This window comes from Primorskyibacter sedentarius, assembly GCF_004342065.1.
Classification (GTDB): Bacteria; Pseudomonadota; Alphaproteobacteria; order Rhodobacterales; family Rhodobacteraceae; genus Primorskyibacter; species Primorskyibacter sedentarius.
The window spans coordinates 33,479-53,120 of the sequence record NZ_SLZU01000013.1 but is presented as its reverse complement, the minus strand read 5'-3'; the positions used below and the strand labels follow the sequence as shown (position 1 = coordinate 53,120).

Sequence of the window (19,642 nt, the reverse complement as noted above, 5' to 3'; positions counted from 1 at the left end):
GGGTCAGCCTTTCACTGCGCCTTGGGTCAGGCCCGAGACGATTTGACGTTGGAAGAACATCACGAGGATGAAGAGAGGCGCGGTGGCAGAGACAACCGCAGCCACGGCAAACATCACGTTACCTTCGGTCTGGGTGGTGCCAAGGAAGCTCGCAATCTTGGGGACCATTGTCTGGTTTTCCTTCGACAGCAGCATCGAGGTCACGGCGAAATCGTTATAGGCCAGCAGGAAGCTGAACAGCCCCGTGGTAATGACACCCGGCCACATCACCGGGATGATCACGTGCCGGAAGGCCTGAAACTGCGTGCAGCCGTCGACCTTGGCGCTTTCGTCCAACTCCTTGGGGATCTTCTGGAAAAAGCTGTGCAACATCCACAAGGTGAAGGGCTGGTTGATGGCCACCAGCACGATGATGGTCGTGGGCAGAATGCCCCAGAGGTTCCATTCAAAGAATGGCAGCAGGTAGCCTGCGACAAGCGTGATCGGCGGCATCGCCCGAAAGATCAGCGCCGTGATCAGCAGCCAGAACGTGTAGCGATAGCTGGAACGGGAGAGCGCATAGCCCCCAAGTGTTCCGATCGTCAGCGAAATCGTCACCGTGAAGAAGCAGACGATGGCGGTGTTCAGAACGGCACGCCAGAACTCCTCTTGCACCCAGGCACCTTCGTAACCGGTGCTGGTGAAGGCAGAGCCATGCTCCACCATCGTTCGGGCACCGGTCAGGGCGTTGCGCCAGTCGGCCTTGGAGAAGAAATCAAGCTCCACCTTGAAGCTGCCCCAGAGGGTCCAGAGAAACGGGAATGCGGCAACGATCAGCCAAAGCACCACGAAGATCGTGGAGAAGGTGCGCAAGGCGACGGGTTGCTTCATTGCTTTCGAAGACATGGCTCAGCCTTTCTCGTTGAAATCACGCCACGTGCGGATCAACACGGGAGACAGGAGGATGGCGACCCCGAGGATGGTCAGGACCGAAGAGGCGGAGGCAGAGGAGAGCAAGCGCGTCTCGCCGCCCAGATCATTGAAGATGAACCATGACAGTGACGTCGCATGCGCCGATGCGTTGAAGCCTACAATCGGCTCAAAGACCCGGAAATTGTCCATCAACTGGATCAGCGCCACAAAGGTCACCAGAGGCATGAGATGCGGAATGACGACATAGCGCGTCTGCTGCCAGCGTGTCGCCCCGTCGATCATCGAGCTTTCCAGCGTATCCTGCGGCAGCGTTTGCAGCCCGGCATAGAAGACCACGAAGGCAAAGGGGGCTGAATGCCAGACGCCGTAGACAATCAGCATGACCCAGGTCAGACCGGTCGACGCCTTGAGTGACAGGTTCGGATCAGCGAACAGCCATTGCAACGCCGTCCCCAGCACGCCCCGACTGTCGATCATCCAGAACAGCACGAGCGAGCCGATCAGCGGCGACACGATCATCGGCAGCAGGGAAAAGAAGATCACGAGCCCCTTGAGGTGCCGATGCAGGGAATTGACTGCAACGGCAATGGCGAAACCAAGGATGATCAGCAGCGGCGTGACCACGAATGTATAGGTCAGCGTGAAGGACATCGCGCGGTAGAAAGGCAGATTTCCCAGCTTGTTGAAGAAGTCCTTCAGCCCATCGCTCGACCGCCACGCCTCTGCCACTTCGGCTGTAGCGAGGTGCCCGCGATCAAGATAGATCGACAGACCCGCGAACCGGCCCAGAGGGCTTTCCTCGCGCAGCGCTTCGGTCGCCTCGGTATCGATGACCGTGGCCTCGGTACATTTGAAGGGCGTGCAGCTTTCCACCGTCTTGAACACTTGTTCATGCGGGGTAAAAAGCGATTGCGTGACCACGGATACGATGGGCAAGGCAATGAACAACAGCATCGCCAGAGCCGTGGGCAGGATAAACCAGAAGAATGTTCTGTGCTTCATGGGACGGGTCCGGGATGCGTGATGAGGTGTAAGGCCGGGGAGGAAGACCCCCTCCCCGCCGGGTTTTCAGGTCGCGCCTATTGCAGGAAGCCTTTTTCTTTCGCCGCTGCGACATAGGCCGCCTCGACATCGGCAAGCGCGCTGGCCGCGTCTTCCTTGCCCTGCATGAAGTCCGTCAGTTCGGCCCCGAGAGCCGTATGCAGCAGGCCCTGGAACGGCAGCATCGGGTATGGAACAGCGTTCGCAGTTGCTGCCTCGAACACGCCGGTGGCCGCAGCTGTCGGTTCATAGCCATCGATCAGCCAGACGGCTTGCAGCGACGTTTCTTCGTTCAGGATCTCAGGGCGGATCGCGTGGGTCAGGGCGATAAAGGTCGATGCGGCCTCTTCATCAGAGATGTTCTTGGCCACGGTCCAGCCATCCCACCAAAGGGTCGTTGCCGGAACCTCGCCCCCGCCGACAGTCATCGGACCGGCGATTGCGAACCCCGCCTTGACCTCGTCGCTGACACCTTCCGCTTCGGTCATGGTCGCGGCGCGTGAGCCCCACATATTCATCAGGGCAACATTGCCCGCGCGGAATTCGGCATTCGTGGCATTGGAGTCGTGCGTCAGGAAATCGGGGTTCATGTATTCCGACAGCGCCTTCATCATCTCCAGCGAGGCAATGCCCGCGTCATTGTTGATGGAGACTTCGGCCGTGCCGGGTTTGAAGAACTCACCGCCCATGCCGATATACATGTTGGTAAATTCCTGAGCCAGGTTCCAACCGCCCGCAAAGGCGCCGCCAATCGGGTGTTCCATGATACCCTGCTCGCGGATCATCTTGGCCGCGGCGAGCATGTCTTCATAGGTCTTGGGCGGCTCCACGCCGACCTGCTCCAGCACGTCAGCGCGGTAGACAAGGTGCTGGGCATTCGCCATGAACGCCACTGCCATGACCTTGCCGTCAATGGTGATCAGCTGGTTCTTCTTCAGGCCTTGCCCGTATTCAGCGACCAGATCGTCAAGCGGGCGAATGACATCGTCATTCATCAGCGCAACGATGGAGCTGTTGGCAACGATGGCAGAGGTGTATTCAGCCGGATTGCCAGTCATCCCGGCGAGGTTGATCTTCTGGTGGTCGGCGGTCAGGTTCGCCTCGACCTCGGCACCCGTGCATTCCTTGGCACCCGCGCCGATGGTCTGGATCGCGGGGAATTCATTGCCCACGATATTGACGCGCGCCGAAATTTCGCATTCCGCGAATGCGCCACCCGCCGTGAGCGCCAAGACGCTGGCCAAAGCCGCTTTCTTCAGAAACATTGTCTATTCTCCCTGTTTTGGCGGGTGCATCTTCGAAGGCTGCACCCTGTTGCCTGCCAGTTGGCAGGATTTCAGCGGGGATCACTCCCCGATACGTGCGCCCGTTTCCGCGTGAAACAGGTGGCAATGGTCCTTGTGGACATGGATTGAAACCGGATCACCAATCTCGGAGCGGAAGGTCTTGTCCGCCTTGACGGCGACAAGCTGCCCGCCGATCCGGACGGACACCATCGTGGCATCGCCCAAAAGCTCCAGCGTGTAGATGGGGGCGTTGATCTCTCCGCCCGCATTCGCAACGCTGGCATCTTCGGCGCGGAACCCCAGCGTTACCCGGCCATCAGGTCCGGCAAGACCAGCGATCTCGACATTTGGCGCGCGGAAGGTGCCACCGGTCATCTCTCCGTCGACAAGATTCATCGCCGGGTTACCGATGAAGCTGGCCACAAACGTATTGGCCGGCGTGTCGTAAATCTCTGTCGGCGAGCCCACCTGCTGAACCACGCCCTTCTTCATCACCACGACGCGATCGGCGAGCGTCATCGCCTCGATCTGGTCATGGGTGACGTAAATCGTCGTTGCCGCCAGATCATGCGACAGGTTCTTGATCTGCGCACGGGTAGAGACGCGCAGCTTTGCATCAAGGTTGGAAAGCGGTTCGTCCATCAGAAAGACCTTGGGCTTGCGGACGATGGCCCGCGCCAGGGCCACACGCTGACGCTGTCCACCCGACAAAGCGGCGGGCTTGCGATCAAGGAAATCGGTCAGCTCCACCCGCTCGGCTGCCTGCATCACGCGTTCGTCGTGCAATGCGGTGTCGACCCCACGCACCTTCAGCGGGAAGCGGATATTCTCGTAGACATTCATGTTGGGATAGAGCGCGTAGCTCTGAAAGACCATCGCGACATCGCGATCCTTGGGCTCCAGATCATTCACCCGCACGCCGTCAATCAGGATATCGCCATCTGTCGCATCCTCCAGACCGGCGATCATGCGCATCGTGGTGGTCTTGCCACAGCCCGACGGCCCGAGAAGGACCAGAAATTCCTTGTCCGCAATGGTCAGGTCGAAGTTATCGACACCCACAACATGGCCCCACCGCTTCTTGATATTGCGCAGTTGAATTTCCGCCATTCGGCAACCCCCATCGGAATCGGCATGCGCTTTGCATACGTTTGCAAAGATACTGGACTCCTTGGCGTCAATTTGGCAAGATTTTTCTTGAGACACCGATCGAAAACATCGCAATCCATTGGAAAGCAGGAAAAATCTTGGACAACTTCCAGAACGAAAAGGCGGTCATACGCGCCATGCATCGCGATTTGGATGGCTCTGGCAGCGATTTTGCCACCGTCCTTGGTGCCCACACCTCAGCCGGGTATCACTGGCGAGGGTATCATCCTTTCGGCGAAATTTTCGGCGCGCAGGAGGTCGCCGACACCTTCTGGGCGCCCCTACACAAAAGCCTGCGTCACCTGCAGCGGCGGGAGGATATTTTCTTTGCCGGGGCCAACCATATTGATGGCGGCGACAGCGTCTGGGTCGTGTCCATGGGGCACCTGATGGGCCTGTTCGATGCGCCGTGGCTTGGCATTCGCCCCACCGGAAAGATGGCTTTTCTGCGCTATTGCGAATTCTCCCGCGTCGAGGACGGTCAAGTCGCAGAGACGGCGATGTATTTTGATATCCCCCACCTGATGGTGCAGGCCGGACAGAACCCGTTTGGACCGCAGACCGCACAACATCTGATCCAGCCCGGGCCGATGACGCATGACAGTTTGCTTCTGGACCCGCAAGATCCGGCAGAGGGCAAGGCGACACTGGATCTGATCCACCGCATGATCGGCGATCTTGGCCAGTGGGACAGCGGCCTGAGCCTGGAGGACGAGCTGCGCCAGACCTGGGCCGAGGACATGATCTGGTGGGGGCCGGAAGGGATCGGGGCGACCTATACGATCGAACGCTATGCCAGACAGCATTCCGCGCCCTTCCGTGCAGGTTTCACCAATCGGTCCAAGACACAGCATGTGGCGCGCCTGTCCGAGGGGAGCTATGGCGGGTTCTTCGGATGGCCGAATTTCACCGCAACGCCGACAGGCGGGTTCATGGGCCTGCCGGGATCAGACAAACCTGCGGAGTTTCGCGTGATCGACATTTACCGCAGAGCGGGTGACAAGCTGGCCGAGAACTGGGTGTTCATCGACCTACTGCATTTCATGAAATGCCAGGGTGTCGATGTGCTGGAGCGCTGCAAGACGTTGTAAGCGGGGGCCGGTCGCCGCCACGAGGGTCAGGCGGCCGCGCCGGAAGTGAAGCCGGGCGTCAGCTGCAGCAGCTCGCGGGAATACGGCGCGTCTGGCTGGGTGAAGAATGCCTCCGACGCGCCGGTCTCTACCACCTTGCCACCTTTCAGCACGGTGACGTCATCGCACATCTGCCGCACGACCGCGAGGTTATGGCTGATGAACAGGATTGTCAGGCCAAAACGCGCCTGCAAGTCTTTGAGAAGGTTCAGGATCTGTGCCTGAATCGACACGTCCAGAGCCGAGGTCGGCTCGTCGCAGATCAGTACGCGTGGACGCGCAAGAAGCGAGCGGGCCACGGCAATCCGCTGGCGCTGACCACCCGAGAATTGATGCGGGAAGCGGTCGATCGCATCTGCCGACAGCCCGACAAGGTCCAGCATTGCAGCCGCGATATCGCGACGCTTGTCCGCGTCCGCCTCAAGCCCATAAAGCCAGAGGGGTTCGGCAAGAATATCCCCGATCCGGTGGCGACTGTTAAGGCTGGAATATGGGTCCTGAAACACCATCTGGATCAACCGGCGCGACGGGTCCTTGCGTCCGCGTTCTCGTGCCAATGGCAGATCGGTGCCGCCAAGGCACAGACGGCCCGCACTGGGTTGCACCAGCCCGGTTATCACCTTGGCCATGGTGGATTTTCCCGATCCGCTTTCACCGACCAGCCCCATGACAGTGCCGGGGCGCACGGACATCGACACGTCATCAAGCGCGGTGAAGGCCGGAGGTTTGCGGAAAAGGCTGGTCCGGTTGCCGGAAAAACGCACGGTCACATTCTCGACCAACAGCCCCTCGCCCAAGGCTTGCGTGCCCGAGGACAACCACGCCTCGGCATCCGCCGCGCTGCGCCCTGTCGGCGCCGCAAGATCCGGGGTGTCATCGTCCGGCACCAAGAAGCGGTCCAGCTTCCGATCCAGCGGCGGGACGGCGGCCATCAGCGCGCTTGTATAGGGGTGTTCGGGCCTGCGCAGCACCTTGTCGGTAGGGCCTGTTTCCATCACCTTGCCGTTTCGTAGCACCGTCACGTTATCGGTGATCTGCGCGATCACGCCAATGTCGTGGGTGATCAGCAGAAAGCCAATCCCGCGCGTATTGGCGAGCCTTTGAATGAGGTCCAGAACCTGGCTTTGCACCGCCACATCCAGCGCGGTCGTCGGTTCATCCGCGATGATCAGCTCTGGGTTTGTGCACAGCGCCAGGGCGATCACCACGCGTTGGCGCATCCCGCCCGAAAACTGATGCGGATAGGCTTTGATCCGGCTGGTCGCGTCGGTGATGCCGATCTCTTCCAGCAACGCGATCGCGCGCGCGCGGGCATCGGATGTGCTGATGTCCTCATGCGCCTGAATGGTCTCGATCAATTGATCTTCGATGGTCATCAACGGGTTCAGGCTGGTCTGCGGATCCTGAAAGATCATCGAGATACGTTCGCCGCGCAGGCGATGAGCCTCAACCGGGCCAAGGCTGCGCAGGTCCGTCTCGCCCAGCGTCATCGTTCCATTGGCAACGCGGCCCGGCACCTGTAGCAGGCCAATGATCGCGGCGCCGATGGTGGATTTGCCGGCGCCGCTTTCGCCAACCAGCCCGTGGATCTCTCCGGGTGCGATGGTCAGGCTGACATCCTCGATCGCGGTGAAGACGCCGAACCTGCCGGGGAACTCGACTGTGAGGTTTTCGACCGTCAGCATCAGCGCAGCCTCGGGTTGAAGACGTCGCGCAAAAAATCACCCAGCACGTTGATCGACACGACCAGCGCGACCAGGAACAGCGTGGGCACCCAAAGGATCCACCATTCGCCGGACAGCAGGAACTGCATCCCGATCCGGATCAGCGTGCCCAGAGAGGGGCTGTCAGCGGGCAAGCCGATGCCAAGGAAAGACAGCGTCGCCTCCAGCAAGATGGCCGACGCCAGATCGACGGTCATGATCACCAGAAGCGGCCCCATGATGTTGGGCAGGATATGCCGGACCATCACGCGCAGCGGGTGCTGCCCCATGATCATCGCGGCCTGCACGTAATCCTTGTTACGTTCGACAAAGACGCTGGCGCGCGCAGTGCGGGCAAAGTTCACCCACAAAGACAGGGCGATGGCAAGCGTCAGCACAGCGACGCGCAGGTCTTGTTGCATCTCGGGCGGCAAGAGACCCCGAGAGACCCCGTCGATCAGCAGTGCGGTCAGGATGGCGGGCAAGGCAAGCTGTACATCGGCGACCCGCATGACAATGGCATCAAAGACCCCGCCGAAATACCCGGCAGCAAGGCCAAGGCCCACGCCCAGCACAGTGGCAATCACCATCGCCATCAAGCCGATCATCAGCGAGAGCCGCGCGCCGTACAGGATCGCCGAGACCATGTCGCGCCCCTGATCGTCAGTGCCCAGCAGAAAACGCGGATCGCCGCCCTGCCAGACAGGCGGCAACAGCCCGTCCATCAACGAGAATGTGGACAGGTCGTAAGGGTCCGTGCGGGCCAGCCACGGCGCGCAAATCGCCCCGCCGATCACCAGAATGGCGACGACGGCGGCCAGCATCGCGGCAGGGCTGCGGAAAAACAGGTAAGCGGGCTCTGACCGGACGAGGCGAGCAAACATCACGCGTCCTCCCTGACCCGCAGGCGTGGGTCAATCGCGACATAGAGCAGATCGACAGCCATGTTCACCAGCACGAAGAAAAACGCAATCACAACGAGGTAGACGCCCATCACCGGGATATCGACAAAGCGGATGGATTCGAGAAACAGCAGCCCCATGCCGGGCCATTGAAACACGCTCTCGGTGACGATGGAAAAGGCGATCACCCCGCCGAATTGCAGCCCGATGATGGTGATGACGGGCACCATCGTGTTGGCAAGCGCATGGCGGAAATAGAGCGACCGGAACGGGATGCCCCGCGCCGTCGCAAAGCGGATGTAGTCAGAGCGCATGACCTCCATCATCTCGGCGCGCACCAGCCGCATGGTCAGGGTCAACTGGTAGACGCCCAGTGTCAGCGCGGGCAGGATCAGCGCCCGCCAGCCGTCACTCGTGAACAGCGACGAGGTCCAGCCGCCGATCTGCACGGTGCCGCCCCGCCCGAAGGTGGGCAGCCAGCCAAGCTGTACGCCAAACAGGAAGATCAGCATGATCCCGATCACGAAAGTGGGGATCGACACGCCGACCAGCGTTGTCATCAGAATGGTCTGACTGACAAAACCGCGCGGTCGAAGCGCTGTATAGACCCCAGCCGGGATACCCACGATCAACGATATCAGCAGCGCGACAGTCCCAAGTTCCAGCGTGGCGGGAATGCGCGTGGCGATCATCTCGGCCACTGGCTGACGGGTGCGGTAGGAATAGCCGAAGTCACCTTTCAGCATATCACCGGTGAACCGGGCGAATTGTACGATGAAAGCGTCGTTCAGGCCAAGCTCGTCCCGCAGGCGCTCGCGGTCTTGTTCAGAGGTTTCCACCCCTGTCATCTGACTGACCGGATCGCCGACGAAACGGAACAGCGAAAAGGCCAGAAAGGCGACGGCGAGCATCACAAAGACCGACTGGATCAGCCGCTTGAGAATGAAATACGCCATCGCCCGTTTTGTCCCGTTCGGATCAGTTGATCGTGACCCAGCGCAGCATGAAGAAGTTATCGGCGCGTTGCGTCAGGTCGATATTCTCCTTAGCGGCCCAGATCAGCGGCTGGGTGTAGAGCGGAATATACGCGACCTCGTCCTGCGTGATGCCGACCAACTCGTCGATCAGCGCCTGGCGGGCAGCGGGGTCAATCTCTTCCTGGATCAGCGGCAAGAGTTCATCGACACGGGCGTTGGAATAGTTGCCAAAGTTCCACGAGCCCAGTTTCTTCTCGTCGTCCTGGCTGTGCAGCAGGAAGCGGATCGGATGCTCTGCATCGAAGGTGCCCGGCGACCAGCCCAGCAGGTACATGTCGAAATCATCTTCGCGCAGTTGCGTCCAGTAATCCCGCACGGGGCCCGTGGTCAGCTCCGCCTTCAGATCCACGGCCGCAAACATCGAAGCCGCGGCACGGCACAGCGCCTCGTCGTTTATATAGCGGTCATTGGTGCATTTCAGCCCGAAGGAGAACCCGTCGGGATAGCCTGCCTCTGCCAGCAACTCCTTCGCACGCTCCGGGTCATAGGCCGGACGGTCTGCATTGGCCTCCGAATATCCGGAAATCCCCGCAGGGACCAACTGCGATGCCGCCTCGATCTTGCCGCGCATGATCACGCGGTCGATGGCGTCAATGTCGATCGCATGGGCCGCCGCCAGACGCACTTTGGGGTCCTGAAACGGGTTCGCATCCGTGACATCGGTGGAATAAAGCAGTTTCTCGTGTTCGTGCCCGAAGCCGAACATGATCACGCGGGTCTCTTCACCTTCAAGCACCTTGAAACCGTCGCGCGATTCCACCTGCGCCACATCCTGCAACGGGATCGGCTGGATGAAGTCGATCTCGCCCGACAAAAGCGCCGCCAAACCGGTGGCCGAATTGCCAATCGGGGTAAAGACGGCCTCGGTCACGTTGTGTTGTGCCTCGTCCCACCAGGTGGGGTTGGGCACAAGTCGGGTTTCCACGCCCGGATCGCGGCTCGACAGGCTAAAGGCGCCGGTGCCGTTCACGTTCATGGTGGCGAAGTTTTCGGCGTCCCGCGCAGGCAGGGCGGCGTCATTCGCCTCGGCCCAGCCTTTGTCGAGGATCATGAAATTGGCGATGCTGTCGGGAAAAAGCGGATTCGGCGCGGTGGTCACGAAATCAACCGTGTAGTCGTCCACGACCCGGACTTCGGACACTGGCGCAAACCATGACCGGACATCCGCCGCCTCGTCCGAGGCGCGCTGGTAAGAAAACAGAACATCTTCGGCATTGAATTCAGCGCCATCCTGAAAGGTCACGCCTTCGCGCAGGTGGAAGCGCCAGCCATTCTCTGCCTCCAGCGGCTCCCACGAGGTGGCGAGCGAGGGTTCGATCTGCATGTTCTGATTGCGACGCACCAGACCTTCGTAGATGTTGTTGAGGAAAGACAGCACGGGGGCCGCGTTGACCGCATGCGGGTCCATCGTCTGCGGATCGGTGGTAGAGGCCCAGCGGAACGTCTCGGCACTCGCGGCCTGCGCACCCAGCACGACCACGGACGCAAGCGCGCTGCTGCGAAGTAGCAATGAAAACGTCATGGTGTTCTCCCGGTTGTTGTTTTTTATGACAGTTCGTTCTGAAACCTGTTCAGACCAAGACCGACCGGCAAGGTCAAGCAAAGTTTCGTCTGGATCGGTGACAAGCATGCGAGGGCGAAATGCCGGGACACAGGCGAAACCGGTCGTGATGCCCACCCCCTTGGGCAGGCCCGGGCCCTCATCCGACGCCAAGCTCTGCAGCCGCGCGACCGACGCGCGACAGCTCTTGCGCAGTGGTGCCCGACCGCGCGCGCACCATGAGGCCACGGGCGACCGATGCAATCAGCAGTGCCTGAACATCCGGCGCGCCAGAGACATGCTCGCCGATTGTTGCTGCATGGCGAAGACGCGTCTCGATGCGCCGCTCCAGCAAGGAAAACCGCTTGGCAAGTTCCTGTCGAAAACCGGGATGCGTGCCTGCCGCATCGGCCAGAACGCAGGACACAAGGCAGCCTCTGGCGCGGTCATCTTCCGTTGCCAGGGTTACGACCGCGTCGAAGAACCGGGTCAGGTCGGCCTGAAGCGTCCCTTCGGGGCCAAGCCTTGCAAGCAGCGGCTTGATCCGGGTCGCTGCATAGTGGTCAAGAACGGCAAGAAAGAGCCCCTCCTTGCCGCCAAAGCGCTGATACAGCGTCGCACGCGGCATGGCTGTCTCGCGGCTGATCAGATCGACAGAGGCGCCAATATAGCCATGCTGCCAGAAGGTGCACATGGCTGCTTCAAGCGCCTGTTCGGGGTCGAACACGCTGGGACGTCCGCGTTTGCGGGATTCGCACTGGATCATCTGGGGTTCCATTCGTGCGAAACTAACCCGCGGTGCTGGCAAGTCAATTTCCCTCCAGCGAACGCAGGAAATTTGCCGCGATCCGCCAGAACCATGCACCGCGCGTCATCCACTGCGAAACGGTTGGCCACCTCGGCCAACGGGGCGAGTCCACGGCCACTTCATTCTGGCCAACAAGCGATGCATCGTTTTGGCTCGGATCATCATTTTCAAACTCCAACGTCAACTGAGCGATCCTGAGCTTGGCCTTCAGGCGTCCTTACCGCTTTGCGTGATTTGATTGGCCTTATTGCCTAGGCGGCAGGACAACGGGCGGAGCCCAGCGCCGGGGCCGAATGACAAGTACAGGGACTCCACCTGTTTACGCCCCTTCCGATTGCTCTGCTGATATTGGCGAAAAATCAAACCAACCCACAAGCCGGGCAACGCAACGTGAACCGGGATAAACATTGATTAATCGCAGCAATTCGCCCACAGAGGCGCGTTCGTGCTGTTTTCGACCGATGCATCCGAAACAAGCTGTGACGCCAAGCCGCTGGGTTCAGGCGCGTGCGGCTTGCATGGCCCAAGGCCCCCGGCGGGCATCAACATGCGGCATGGAGCCATGGCCAGACAAATGAACACGCGCGACAAAGCCACGGCTGCAATCGATCCCCTTCCCGTCAGGATCATCAAACGAACCGTGCTGGTTCTGCTGGGGCCGTTCTACTTCTTGTTCATTGCCTTGGCACCTTTGTTCTGCTCAAAACGCAAAGGGTTCAGTGGCTGGTACTGGCGGCTGGTAAAGCGGGCTTGCTCGCGGCTTTTGTGGCTGCTGAGCATTCGTGCGCAGATGTCGGATGCAGACAGGCAAGCATTGGGCGACGACACCGACAGCATCATCGTCATCAACCACCGCAGCCATCTGGACGGGTTCACCTTGATGGATGCAGTGCCGGACCAGAAATGGTTCACCTTCGCCGCCAAGAAAGAGCTGTTTGACGCCCCGCTGCTTCGCACAGGGTTTATCGGCGCGGGCTTGGTGGAAATCGACCGCAAAAGCGGCAACCTGGCTATGGCAACGCTAAGCGAGGCGGTGCGGCAGATGCCGACGCGCCGGTCTGTGGTGCTGTTTCCCGAAGGGACACGCGCAAAGACCAGCTCTTTGGGGGAGTTCAAGGCGGGGGCGGTTCTGGCCGCGCGTGAAACCGGCCGGACCATCCGCCCGATTGTCATTCACGATTCCGACCTGCTGTTGCCCCGTGGGCGGTTTGTGCCCGCAAGCGGCACGATCGCGATGGATGTCCTCCCGCCCTTCGTCTGCGATCTGAACGCATCGGTGGATGACGATGTCGCTCGTCTGCGCAGCTCCATGATGGCTGTGTTCGACCGGGGGTAAGTGCACTGCTACCGTACGATCGCCTGCGGCTGACCCTGCCACGGCGGCCCGGATCCCCATCGCTAGGTACATCTGCACCCCCGTCATAGGGCCCATGGGACACCACGTCACTGGACGCAAAGGACGGCTTTTCATGCAGAAATCGTGAAACCGACCGGGCGCATTTGCCCCCGGTCGGTCTTAGCAATCTGAACTCAGGCCTCAGGCCCAGAGGCGACTTCTTCGGTATTCGCCGGCGGCGAGGTCACCTTGAGCTTGTGCAGCATCCCGCCTGCGAACGCGCCCAGCAATGGCGCCACGATGAACAGCCACAACTGCGCAAGAGCGGTACCACCGGCAAACAGGGCAGGCCCGATAGAGCGCGCGGGGTTGACGGACGTGCCCGTAACGGTGATGCCCACAAGGTGGATCATTGTCAGCGTCAGGCCGATCACGAGGCCCGCAAACATCGGCGTTCCGGTCTTTTCTTCGGTCACGCCAAGGATCACGACGATGAAGACCATCGTGGCAATCACCTCGAAAAGGAACGCGCCGAGGACGTTGAACTCACCGCCATACCCTGCGCCATACCCGTTCTGGCCAATCCCATGGGCGGCGATGTCGAAGCCACCCGAACTGTTCTTGGCAATGATGAAGACTGCAAACGCGGCAAGGATGGCCCCCAGCGTCTGTGCAATCGAATAGCTGATGAAGGTTTTCTGGTCGATCCTGCCAGCCACCATCGCGCCCAGCGACACTGCCGGGTTGAGATGCGCACCGGACACCTGCCCGATGGAATAGGCCATCGCGACAACGGAAATCCCGAAGGCCAGGCTGATACCGGTGATGGAGATGGAGTCCGCAACGCCGATCCCCCCGCCGGCAAGAACGGCCGACCCCACACCAAAGAACACCAGAACGAAGGTTCCGAACGCTTCTGCAATTTCACGTTTCATAAAAGGTCCTCACTTTCTGGAAGGTGTTATGGCCCAAACACCTTTGCCAAGAAGGGGGAATATTGGCAGATTTGACGCGCTTACCCTAGGCGGGGTGCAGACTGCATTCGCCGGACAATGGTCAGAAACAGCGAAACACAATTGGAAGGAATGGGTTGCCCGTCACCTGCCAAAACGTGTTGCTCTGGCGAGGGCAGAGTGCGAATTTTCGCACCACTCAAGGGGGGATGCCGCGCAAAACGCTCGGCACCTCCAATTTTTCTGTACGATAACGCGGCCGCTCAAGGCCCCTTGGAAAGCCTCAGACTGCCGCTTTCCGGCTCTCGTCCAGGTAGATTTCCCGCAGCCGGAGCGCTTTCGGGCCCGGCGTGCCCTCGCCGATCGTCTCGCCGTCGATCTCGACCACTGGCATCACGAAAGTCGAGGCGGATGTGACGAAGGCTTCGTCGGCCTCTTTGGCCTCGTCAATGGTAAAGCTGCGCTCTTCCACGTCCATCTGCGCCTCGCGGGCAAACCGGAGTACTGCGGCGCGGGTAATGCCGTGCAGAATGTCGTTGGACAGTTGGCGGGTGATGATCTTGTTGCCCTTGACGATATAGGCGTTGTTCGAGGTCCCTTCGGTCACGAAGCCATCCTCGACCATCCAGGCGTCATCCGCCCCGGCCTTCTTGGCCATCATCTTGCCCATCGAAGGGTAGAGCAACTGGGTTGTCTTGACGTCGCGACGGCCCCAGCGGATATCCTCGATCGAGATGATCTTGATGCCCTTCCTCGCCGCAGGATTGTCGGCAAGTCCGGGCTTTGACTGGGTGAACAGCACCAGCGTCGGCTTCACGACCTCTGTGTCGGGGAAGGCGAAGTCGCGATCACCGGCAGACCCGCGCGAGACTTGCAGGTAGATCAGGCCTTCGTCGATGCCGTTCAGCTCAACCAGCTTGCGGTGAATCTCCAGCAGGTCATCGAATGCCTCTGGCTTGTTCATGTCCAGTTCGACCAGCGACCGTTCCAGCCGCGCCATATGGCCCGGAAAGTCGATCAGCTTGCCGCCCAGAACGCTGGTGACTTCATAGACGCCATCCGCCATCAGGAAGGACCGGTCGAAAATGGATACCGTCGCCTGATCTTCGGGCAGGTACTCTCCGTTCACGTATACGGTGCGGGTCATGTCATGGTCCTTTGTTCTGACAGGGTGCTGTGCCCCGGTATCGGCAAGCGGGGCGGGTCAGCCCCAAAGCGCGGCTTCGGACGGGTGAACCCCCGCCTCGTCGAAAACCAACGCGTTGTCACGGTCTTTAGCCAGCAGGAGCGGGCCGTCAAGGTCCGTTACCTCGGCGCCCTGCGCCAGCAGCACCGCAGGCGCCATCGCGAGAGAGCTGCCGACCATGCAGCCGATCATCAACTCAAAGCCCATCCGCCGCGCCCGTTCGCGCGTGGCAAGCGCCTCTGTCAGCCCACCGGTTTTGTCGAGCTTGATGTTCACCATGTCATAACGCCCCTGTAGGCGATCCAGATCATGGCGGTCATGGCAGCTTTCATCCGCGCAGACCGGCACGGGCCGGGCAATTCCGTCCAGCGCAGAATCGTCGCTTGCAGGCAGGGGCTGTTCAACCAGCGCCACGCCCAACCGATTGAGATGCGGCGCGAGATCGGCGTAGATCTCTGCGCTCCAGCCCTCATTGGCGTCTATGATGATGCGCGATTGCGGCGCGCCCGCGCGGACGGCCTCCAGCCTCGGCATGTCATCCGGGGTGCCAAGCTTGATCTTCAGCAGCGGCCGGTGCGCATTTTCCGCCGCAGAGGCCTGCATCGCCTCGGGCGCGTCCAACGACAGGGTATAGGCGGTGATCTCTGCGTGAGGTCGCGAGAGGCCAGCGAGTTCCCAGACCCGCTTTCCCGCCGCCTTGGCTTCAAGATCCCAAAGCGCGCAATCCACGGCGTTGCGGGCAGCCCCTGCTGGCAGAAGCTCTTGCAGCGCCATACGGTCAAACTCCGCAGGCAGGCCCGCGATCTGCGCCTCGACGCTCTCCAGCGTTTCGTCGTAGCGGGCATAGGGCACGCATTCGCCCCATCCCGTGACACCCTCCTTGGAGATGCGAACCGTCAGCACCTTGGCTTCGGTCCGCGCACCCCGGCTGATGCGGAACACCTGCGCCAAGGGAAAGGCATCGCGCGTCACATCTATCTGCACCGGTATCACTCCTCGTTGGCTGCCCGCAGCAACCTGCCACGGGCTAGACCGGAACTCAAATCGCGGCGAGCGCCTCGACCAGCTTTTGCGTGCTAAACCGGAACGGATCGGTCGCAGGCAGGCCCATGCGGGCCTCGACCTCTGCCAGATAGGTGCGGGCCTCATCCTCATCCATCGCCTGCGTGTTGATCGAAATGCCGATGACCTGACAAGCCGGATTGGCAACCTGCGCCAGCGGCAGGGCCATATCGCGCAACGCTTCGAGCGTGGGCAGCGTGTAGCCCGGCAGGCCGCGCATATGGGCGCGCGAGGGTTCGTGGCTGAGGATCAGCGCATCGGGCTGGCCGCCATGGATCAGCGCCATGGTCACACCCGAAAAGGACACGTGGAAGAGGCTGCCTTGCCCCTCGATCACATCCCAGTGGTCGTCATCATTGTCCGGCGTCAGCCACTCGACCGAACCTGCCATGAAATCGGCCACAACCGCATCCAGCGGAATGCCATCGCCGGTAATCAGGATCCCTGTCTGACCCGTGGCACGAAAGGTGGATTTCATCCCCGCCGCGCGCATGTCACGGTCCAGCGCAAGGCCCGTATACATCTTGCCGACGGAACAATCCGTGCCCACGGCCAGCACCCGCTTGCCGCGGCGCTTTACGCCATCCGCGATGGGATACTTGACGGAGGGCACCCGCACGTCGTGCAGCGTGCGGCCGGTCGCTTTGGCCACTGCGGCCAGATCAGGCTCGTCCCGCAGCAGGTTGTGCAGGCCGGACGCAAGATCAAAGCCTTCCTCAAGCGCCGTCACCAGCACCTTCTTCCATGCCTGAGAGATCACACCACCCCGGTTGGCCACGCCGATCACCAGCGTCTTGGCACCTGCCGCCTTCGCCTCTGCCAGCGTCATGTCGGGCAGCTTCATGTCGGCTTTGCAACCGTCCATCCGAAACTGGCCTACCGCGTTTTCGGGGCGCCAGTCACGAATGCCTTGGGCGACTTTTGCTGCAAGCGCATCAGGGGCGTCCCCGAGAAACAACAGGTATGGGGTCTGGATCATGGCGGCACCTCTGGTCGTGAATCATTGTTGGCCCGACCCTATCAAGGCCTTGGCTGGAGGAGTTGCGGAAGTCAGGTGCCCGACGCGGTACTTACGCAAGTTTCTTCGAGATTTCACGTGACATGCAGAAGAATTGTGCAAGGAAGACCATAAACTGAGCGGCTTTCTTCAAAGGGGATCTTTCGTCCCTTCCACCTGAGGATAGCCGGCGCGATCAGGCGCAGCCGTGCCTGACATGCTCGGAACAGCCAGCCTACTCTACACCAAGACGAAGGGTTTCTGCATTCTTATGCTGCGCGCGCAAATTCGCACTTGCAGCACAACGCGCAAGATTATACTACAATGGCCGAACAAAACGTAATTTCATTACTCAGAGGCCCGCGCATGTCCTTCCGCATCCAGCCCACCCCCGTCGCTCGCCCCAATCGCTGCCAGCTGTTCGGACCGGGTTCCCGCCCCGCCATTTTCGAAAAGATGGCCGCCAGTGCCGCCGACGTCATCAACCTTGATCTGGAGGATTCGGTGGCGCCCACCGACAAGGACTCGGCCCGCGCCAATATCATCGAGGCGATTGGCGACATCGACTGGGGCACCAAGACGCTGAGCGTGCGGATCAACGGGCTGGACACGCCCTATTGGTATCGCGACGTGGTGGGCCTGCTGGAGAAAGCAGGCGACCGTCTGGACCAGATCATGATCCCCAAGGTGGGATGCGGCGCGGACCTTTACGCGGTTGACGCGCTGGTCACAGCGGTGGAGCGCGCGAAGGGTCGGACCAAACCCATCAAGTTCGAAGTGATCATCGAATCCGCGGCCGGCATCGCGCATGTAGAAGAGATCGCCGCCGGCTCGCCGCGCCTGGAAGCGATGAGCCTCGGCGCGGCCGATTTCGCAGCGTCGATGGGGATGGCCACCACTGGCATCGGCGGGACGCAGGAAAACTACTACATGGCACGCGAAGGGCAGAAATACTGGTCCGATCCGTGGCACTGGGCGCAGGCGGCCATCGTCGCAGCCTGCCGGACGCATGGTGTTCTGCCGGTCGACGGCCCGTTCGGAGATTTCTCGGACGACGAAGGGTTCCGCGCGCAGGCTCTGCGGTCGGCAACGCTGGGCATGGTTGGCAAATGGGCGATCCACCCCAAACAGGTGGCGCTGGCCAACGAGGTATTTACCCCGTCAGAAACCGCCGTGGCCGAGGCCCGCGAAATCCTTGACGCGATGGAGCAAGCCAAGGCCAAGGGCGAAGGCGCCACGGTCTACAAGGGCCGACTTGTCGACATCGCGTCGATCAAGCAGGCCGAGGTGATTGTGAAACAGTCGGAAATGATCGCTACCTCTACGTAAAGCGGCTCCGTTTACCCTACATTAGGGCATTTCAGGGCTAGGTGGCAGGACTGCGCCACGCCTGGGAGCCTCAGCAATGTTGCAAGGGTACAACGTCATCGACTTCGCCGGGCCGCTCGGTTTGCTGTGCATCCTGATCGTCGGCGTCGGGGAAATCCGGCGCTGGCTCTCCAGTCCGAAGCAGGCGCAATACGTGCTGGGCGCTGTCTTTGGTCTGGTCGCTGTGATTGAAATGCACATGCCGATCACGCCATTCGATGGGGTGATCATTGACCTGCGAATTGTTCCTGTCGTTCTGGCTGGTGCCTTTCTGGGCTGGCGGGGGCTTGCCGCCTGCATGGGCATGGCGATTGCCGCCCGCCTGCAGATCGGCGGGGCAGGCGCGCTGGCAGGGGTCGCCGCCGTGCTGCTTGCCGGGGCTCTTGGCGCAACCTGGACCCGGCTGACACGGGCGCATCTGCGTCGCCGCATGGTGCATCTTGTCCAGCTTGGCCTGGCGTCCTGCGTCACTTTTGCCAGCGCCATTTTTCTGCCCGAAGGGATCGACATCTGGTTCCTGAAAAACGCAGCACCGATCATGTGGATGATATACCTCGTCACGATTCCGATTGTCGGTGCGCTTATTCAGCGCGAATTGCGGCGCATCGAATCCGAGCTTTACATGCGCGAGGGCACCTCGACCTGCCCCGAGACCGGTCTCTTGCGCCCCGCCTCTTTCAACCGCGAAACGATCCAGCTTTCAGTTAACGGCCCCCGGGGCACGGTGGGGGGGATCCTTGTCATCTGGCCGATCTACGCGAATTGGCTGGGCACGTTCTGGGGCAGCGGGCTGCGTGCCAGGGTTCAGGCGGCAATGGCGATGGTGCTTGTCGGCAGGGTGACACATGCCGACCTGATCGGCCTGTCGCGCAAGGGCCATCTTTTGGTTCCGCTGACTGCTGGGGAGGTCAAAGACCAGCTGGCCGTGACTGAAAACCTGACCCGTCCACTTAGCCAGACCGAACTTCGTCTTTCGTCCGGCCAAAGGTTCCGGGTCTGCGCCAAGCTGCGTGTGCTGGCCGCCGGGAGCGAGGCGGAACTGTTCGACCTTCTTCAGTCCGTTGACAGCATGGCCCCGATGCAGGCGCCGCTTGCCGAAAAGGAGGCCGCCATTTTCACCCCGCCGGAGGTGGAGACCGTCCCGCATGGCCGCGACTCTCTGTTTGCCAAGCTTGAAGCCACGCTGGCCGTTTCCAGAACCGATACCGTGCGGCTGAAAGACTAAGACCGCA

General features: G+C 61.0%; 17 protein-coding genes. 4 read left to right on the top strand and 13 right to left on the bottom strand.

The window, feature by feature from the left end; genetic code table 11:
- Positions 1 to 3 precede the first annotated feature (3 nt).
- The 4 genes from EDD52_RS16215 to EDD52_RS16200 all read right to left on the bottom strand — a co-directional run bounded on the left by EDD52_RS16215 (position 4) and on the right by EDD52_RS16200 (position 4,349).
- Positions 4 to 885, bottom strand: coding sequence for a carbohydrate ABC transporter permease (locus EDD52_RS16215; RefSeq protein WP_132246882.1), 882 nt, complete (start codon positions 883 to 885; stop codon positions 4 to 6).
- Between the two features lie 3 nt (positions 886 to 888).
- On the bottom strand, positions 889 to 1,914 hold the full coding sequence (locus EDD52_RS16210; protein ID WP_132246880.1) for a carbohydrate ABC transporter permease: 1,026 nt from the start codon (positions 1,912 to 1,914) through the stop codon (positions 889 to 891).
- Positions 1,915 to 1,991: 77 nt separating this feature from the next.
- On the bottom strand, positions 1,992 to 3,218 hold the full coding sequence (locus tag EDD52_RS16205) for an ABC transporter substrate-binding protein (protein WP_132246878.1): 1,227 nt from the start codon (positions 3,216 to 3,218) through the stop codon (positions 1,992 to 1,994).
- 81 nt (positions 3,219 to 3,299) lie between these two features.
- Complete coding sequence (locus EDD52_RS16200; protein ID WP_132246876.1) at positions 3,300 to 4,349, bottom strand: ABC transporter ATP-binding protein; 1,050 nt, start codon at positions 4,347 to 4,349, stop codon at positions 3,300 to 3,302.
- 137 nt (positions 4,350 to 4,486) lie between these two features.
- Between EDD52_RS16200 and EDD52_RS16195 the strand changes: the two genes are divergently transcribed.
- Positions 4,487 to 5,479: a nuclear transport factor 2 family protein gene (locus EDD52_RS16195; RefSeq protein ID WP_132246874.1), complete on the top strand. Its 993-nt coding sequence runs from the start codon at positions 4,487 to 4,489 to the stop codon at positions 5,477 to 5,479.
- Positions 5,480 to 5,505: 26 nt separating this feature from the next.
- Here EDD52_RS16195 and EDD52_RS16190 read toward each other — a convergent pair whose 3' ends face one another.
- The 5 genes from EDD52_RS16190 to EDD52_RS16170 all read right to left on the bottom strand — a co-directional run bounded on the left by EDD52_RS16190 (position 5,506) and on the right by EDD52_RS16170 (position 11,466).
- Positions 5,506 to 7,203, bottom strand: a complete 1,698-nt coding sequence (locus EDD52_RS16190; RefSeq protein WP_132246872.1) for a dipeptide ABC transporter ATP-binding protein — start codon at positions 7,201 to 7,203, stop codon at positions 5,506 to 5,508.
- A complete protein-coding gene (locus EDD52_RS16185) occupies positions 7,203 to 8,105 on the bottom strand; it encodes an ABC transporter permease (protein ID WP_132246870.1) in 903 nt (300 codons plus the stop codon). The genes EDD52_RS16190 and EDD52_RS16185 overlap by 1 nt, the downstream gene beginning before the upstream one ends.
- A complete protein-coding gene (locus tag EDD52_RS16180) occupies positions 8,105 to 9,079 on the bottom strand; it encodes an ABC transporter permease (protein WP_132246868.1) in 975 nt (324 codons plus the stop codon). The genes EDD52_RS16185 and EDD52_RS16180 overlap by 1 nt, the downstream gene beginning before the upstream one ends.
- 22 nt (positions 9,080 to 9,101) lie before the next feature.
- Positions 9,102 to 10,682 carry an ABC transporter substrate-binding protein gene (locus EDD52_RS16175; protein ID WP_132246866.1) on the bottom strand — a complete coding sequence of 527 codons (1,581 nt, stop codon included), beginning with the start codon at positions 10,680 to 10,682 and terminating at the stop codon, positions 9,102 to 9,104.
- 178 nt (positions 10,683 to 10,860) lie between these two features.
- Positions 10,861 to 11,466, bottom strand: a complete 606-nt coding sequence (locus EDD52_RS16170) for a TetR/AcrR family transcriptional regulator (RefSeq protein WP_165907569.1) — start codon at positions 11,464 to 11,466, stop codon at positions 10,861 to 10,863.
- A gap of 604 nt (positions 11,467 to 12,070) precedes the next feature.
- On the opposite strand from EDD52_RS16170, the gene EDD52_RS16165 reads away from it, so the two are divergent.
- A complete protein-coding gene (locus EDD52_RS16165; protein WP_165907568.1) occupies positions 12,071 to 12,844 on the top strand; it encodes a lysophospholipid acyltransferase family protein in 774 nt (257 codons plus the stop codon).
- A gap of 194 nt (positions 12,845 to 13,038) precedes the next feature.
- On the opposite strand, the gene EDD52_RS16160 is transcribed toward EDD52_RS16165, so the two are convergent.
- The 4 genes from EDD52_RS16160 to dgcN all read right to left on the bottom strand — a co-directional run bounded on the left by EDD52_RS16160 (position 13,039) and on the right by dgcN (position 17,024).
- Positions 13,039 to 13,779 carry an MIP family channel protein gene (locus EDD52_RS16160; protein WP_132246860.1) on the bottom strand — a complete coding sequence of 247 codons (741 nt, stop codon included), beginning with the start codon at positions 13,777 to 13,779 and terminating at the stop codon, positions 13,039 to 13,041.
- A 301-nt stretch (positions 13,780 to 14,080) separates the two neighbouring features.
- Positions 14,081 to 14,944 (bottom strand): D-amino-acid transaminase, encoded by an 864-nt coding sequence (locus tag EDD52_RS16155; RefSeq protein WP_132246858.1) that lies wholly within the window; start codon positions 14,942 to 14,944, stop codon positions 14,081 to 14,083.
- 57 nt (positions 14,945 to 15,001) lie between these two features.
- Positions 15,002 to 15,967, bottom strand: a complete 966-nt coding sequence (gene dgcA, locus EDD52_RS16150) for an N-acetyl-D-Glu racemase DgcA (protein WP_132246856.1) — start codon at positions 15,965 to 15,967, stop codon at positions 15,002 to 15,004.
- Positions 15,968 to 16,022: 55 nt separating this feature from the next.
- Positions 16,023 to 17,024 (bottom strand): N-acetyltransferase DgcN, encoded by a 1,002-nt coding sequence (gene dgcN / locus EDD52_RS16145; RefSeq protein ID WP_132246854.1) that lies wholly within the window; start codon positions 17,022 to 17,024, stop codon positions 16,023 to 16,025.
- Positions 17,025 to 17,408: 384 nt separating this feature from the next.
- On the opposite strand from dgcN, the gene EDD52_RS16140 reads away from it, so the two are divergent.
- Both EDD52_RS16140 and EDD52_RS16135 read left to right on the top strand, forming a co-directional pair.
- Positions 17,409 to 18,371 (top strand): L-malyl-CoA/beta-methylmalyl-CoA lyase, encoded by a 963-nt coding sequence (locus tag EDD52_RS16140; RefSeq protein WP_132246852.1) that lies wholly within the window; start codon positions 17,409 to 17,411, stop codon positions 18,369 to 18,371.
- A 76-nt stretch (positions 18,372 to 18,447) separates the two neighbouring features.
- Positions 18,448 to 19,635: a LytS/YhcK type 5TM receptor domain-containing protein gene (locus tag EDD52_RS16135; RefSeq protein WP_132246850.1), complete on the top strand. Its 1,188-nt coding sequence runs from the start codon at positions 18,448 to 18,450 to the stop codon at positions 19,633 to 19,635.
- Positions 19,636 to 19,642: the final 7 nt, after the last annotated feature.

Bases quoted from the DNA above. Each gene is read 5' to 3' on its own strand.
- EDD52_RS16185 (WP_132246870.1), bottom strand. From the start codon at position 8,105: ATGTTTGCTCGCCTCGTCCGGTCAGAGCCCGCTTACCTGTTTTTCCGC.
- EDD52_RS16140 (WP_132246852.1), top strand. From the start codon at position 17,409: ATGTCCTTCCGCATCCAGCCCACCCCCGTCGCTCGCCCCAATCGCTGC.
- EDD52_RS16210 (WP_132246880.1), bottom strand. From the start codon at position 1,914: ATGAAGCACAGAACATTCTTCTGGTTTATCCTGCCCACGGCTCTGGCG.
- EDD52_RS16205 (WP_132246878.1), bottom strand. From the start codon at position 3,218: ATGTTTCTGAAGAAAGCGGCTTTGGCCAGCGTCTTGGCGCTCACGGCG.
- EDD52_RS16135 (WP_132246850.1), top strand. From the start codon at position 18,448: ATGTTGCAAGGGTACAACGTCATCGACTTCGCCGGGCCGCTCGGTTTG.
- EDD52_RS16180 (WP_132246868.1), bottom strand. From the start codon at position 9,079: ATGGCGTATTTCATTCTCAAGCGGCTGATCCAGTCGGTCTTTGTGATG.
- EDD52_RS16165 (WP_165907568.1), top strand. From the start codon at position 12,071: ATGGCCAGACAAATGAACACGCGCGACAAAGCCACGGCTGCAATCGAT.
- EDD52_RS16200 (WP_132246876.1), bottom strand. From the start codon at position 4,349: ATGGCGGAAATTCAACTGCGCAATATCAAGAAGCGGTGGGGCCATGTT.
- EDD52_RS16160 (WP_132246860.1), bottom strand. From the start codon at position 13,779: ATGAAACGTGAAATTGCAGAAGCGTTCGGAACCTTCGTTCTGGTGTTC.
- EDD52_RS16170 (WP_165907569.1), bottom strand. From the start codon at position 11,466: ATGATCCAGTGCGAATCCCGCAAACGCGGACGTCCCAGCGTGTTCGAC.
- EDD52_RS16175 (WP_132246866.1), bottom strand. From the start codon at position 10,682: ATGACGTTTTCATTGCTACTTCGCAGCAGCGCGCTTGCGTCCGTGGTC.
- EDD52_RS16215 (WP_132246882.1), bottom strand. From the start codon at position 885: ATGTCTTCGAAAGCAATGAAGCAACCCGTCGCCTTGCGCACCTTCTCC.
- dgcN (WP_132246854.1), bottom strand. From the start codon at position 17,024: ATGATCCAGACCCCATACCTGTTGTTTCTCGGGGACGCCCCTGATGCG.
- EDD52_RS16155 (WP_132246858.1), bottom strand. From the start codon at position 14,944: ATGACCCGCACCGTATACGTGAACGGAGAGTACCTGCCCGAAGATCAG.
- EDD52_RS16190 (WP_132246872.1), bottom strand. From the start codon at position 7,203: ATGCTGACGGTCGAAAACCTCACAGTCGAGTTCCCCGGCAGGTTCGGC.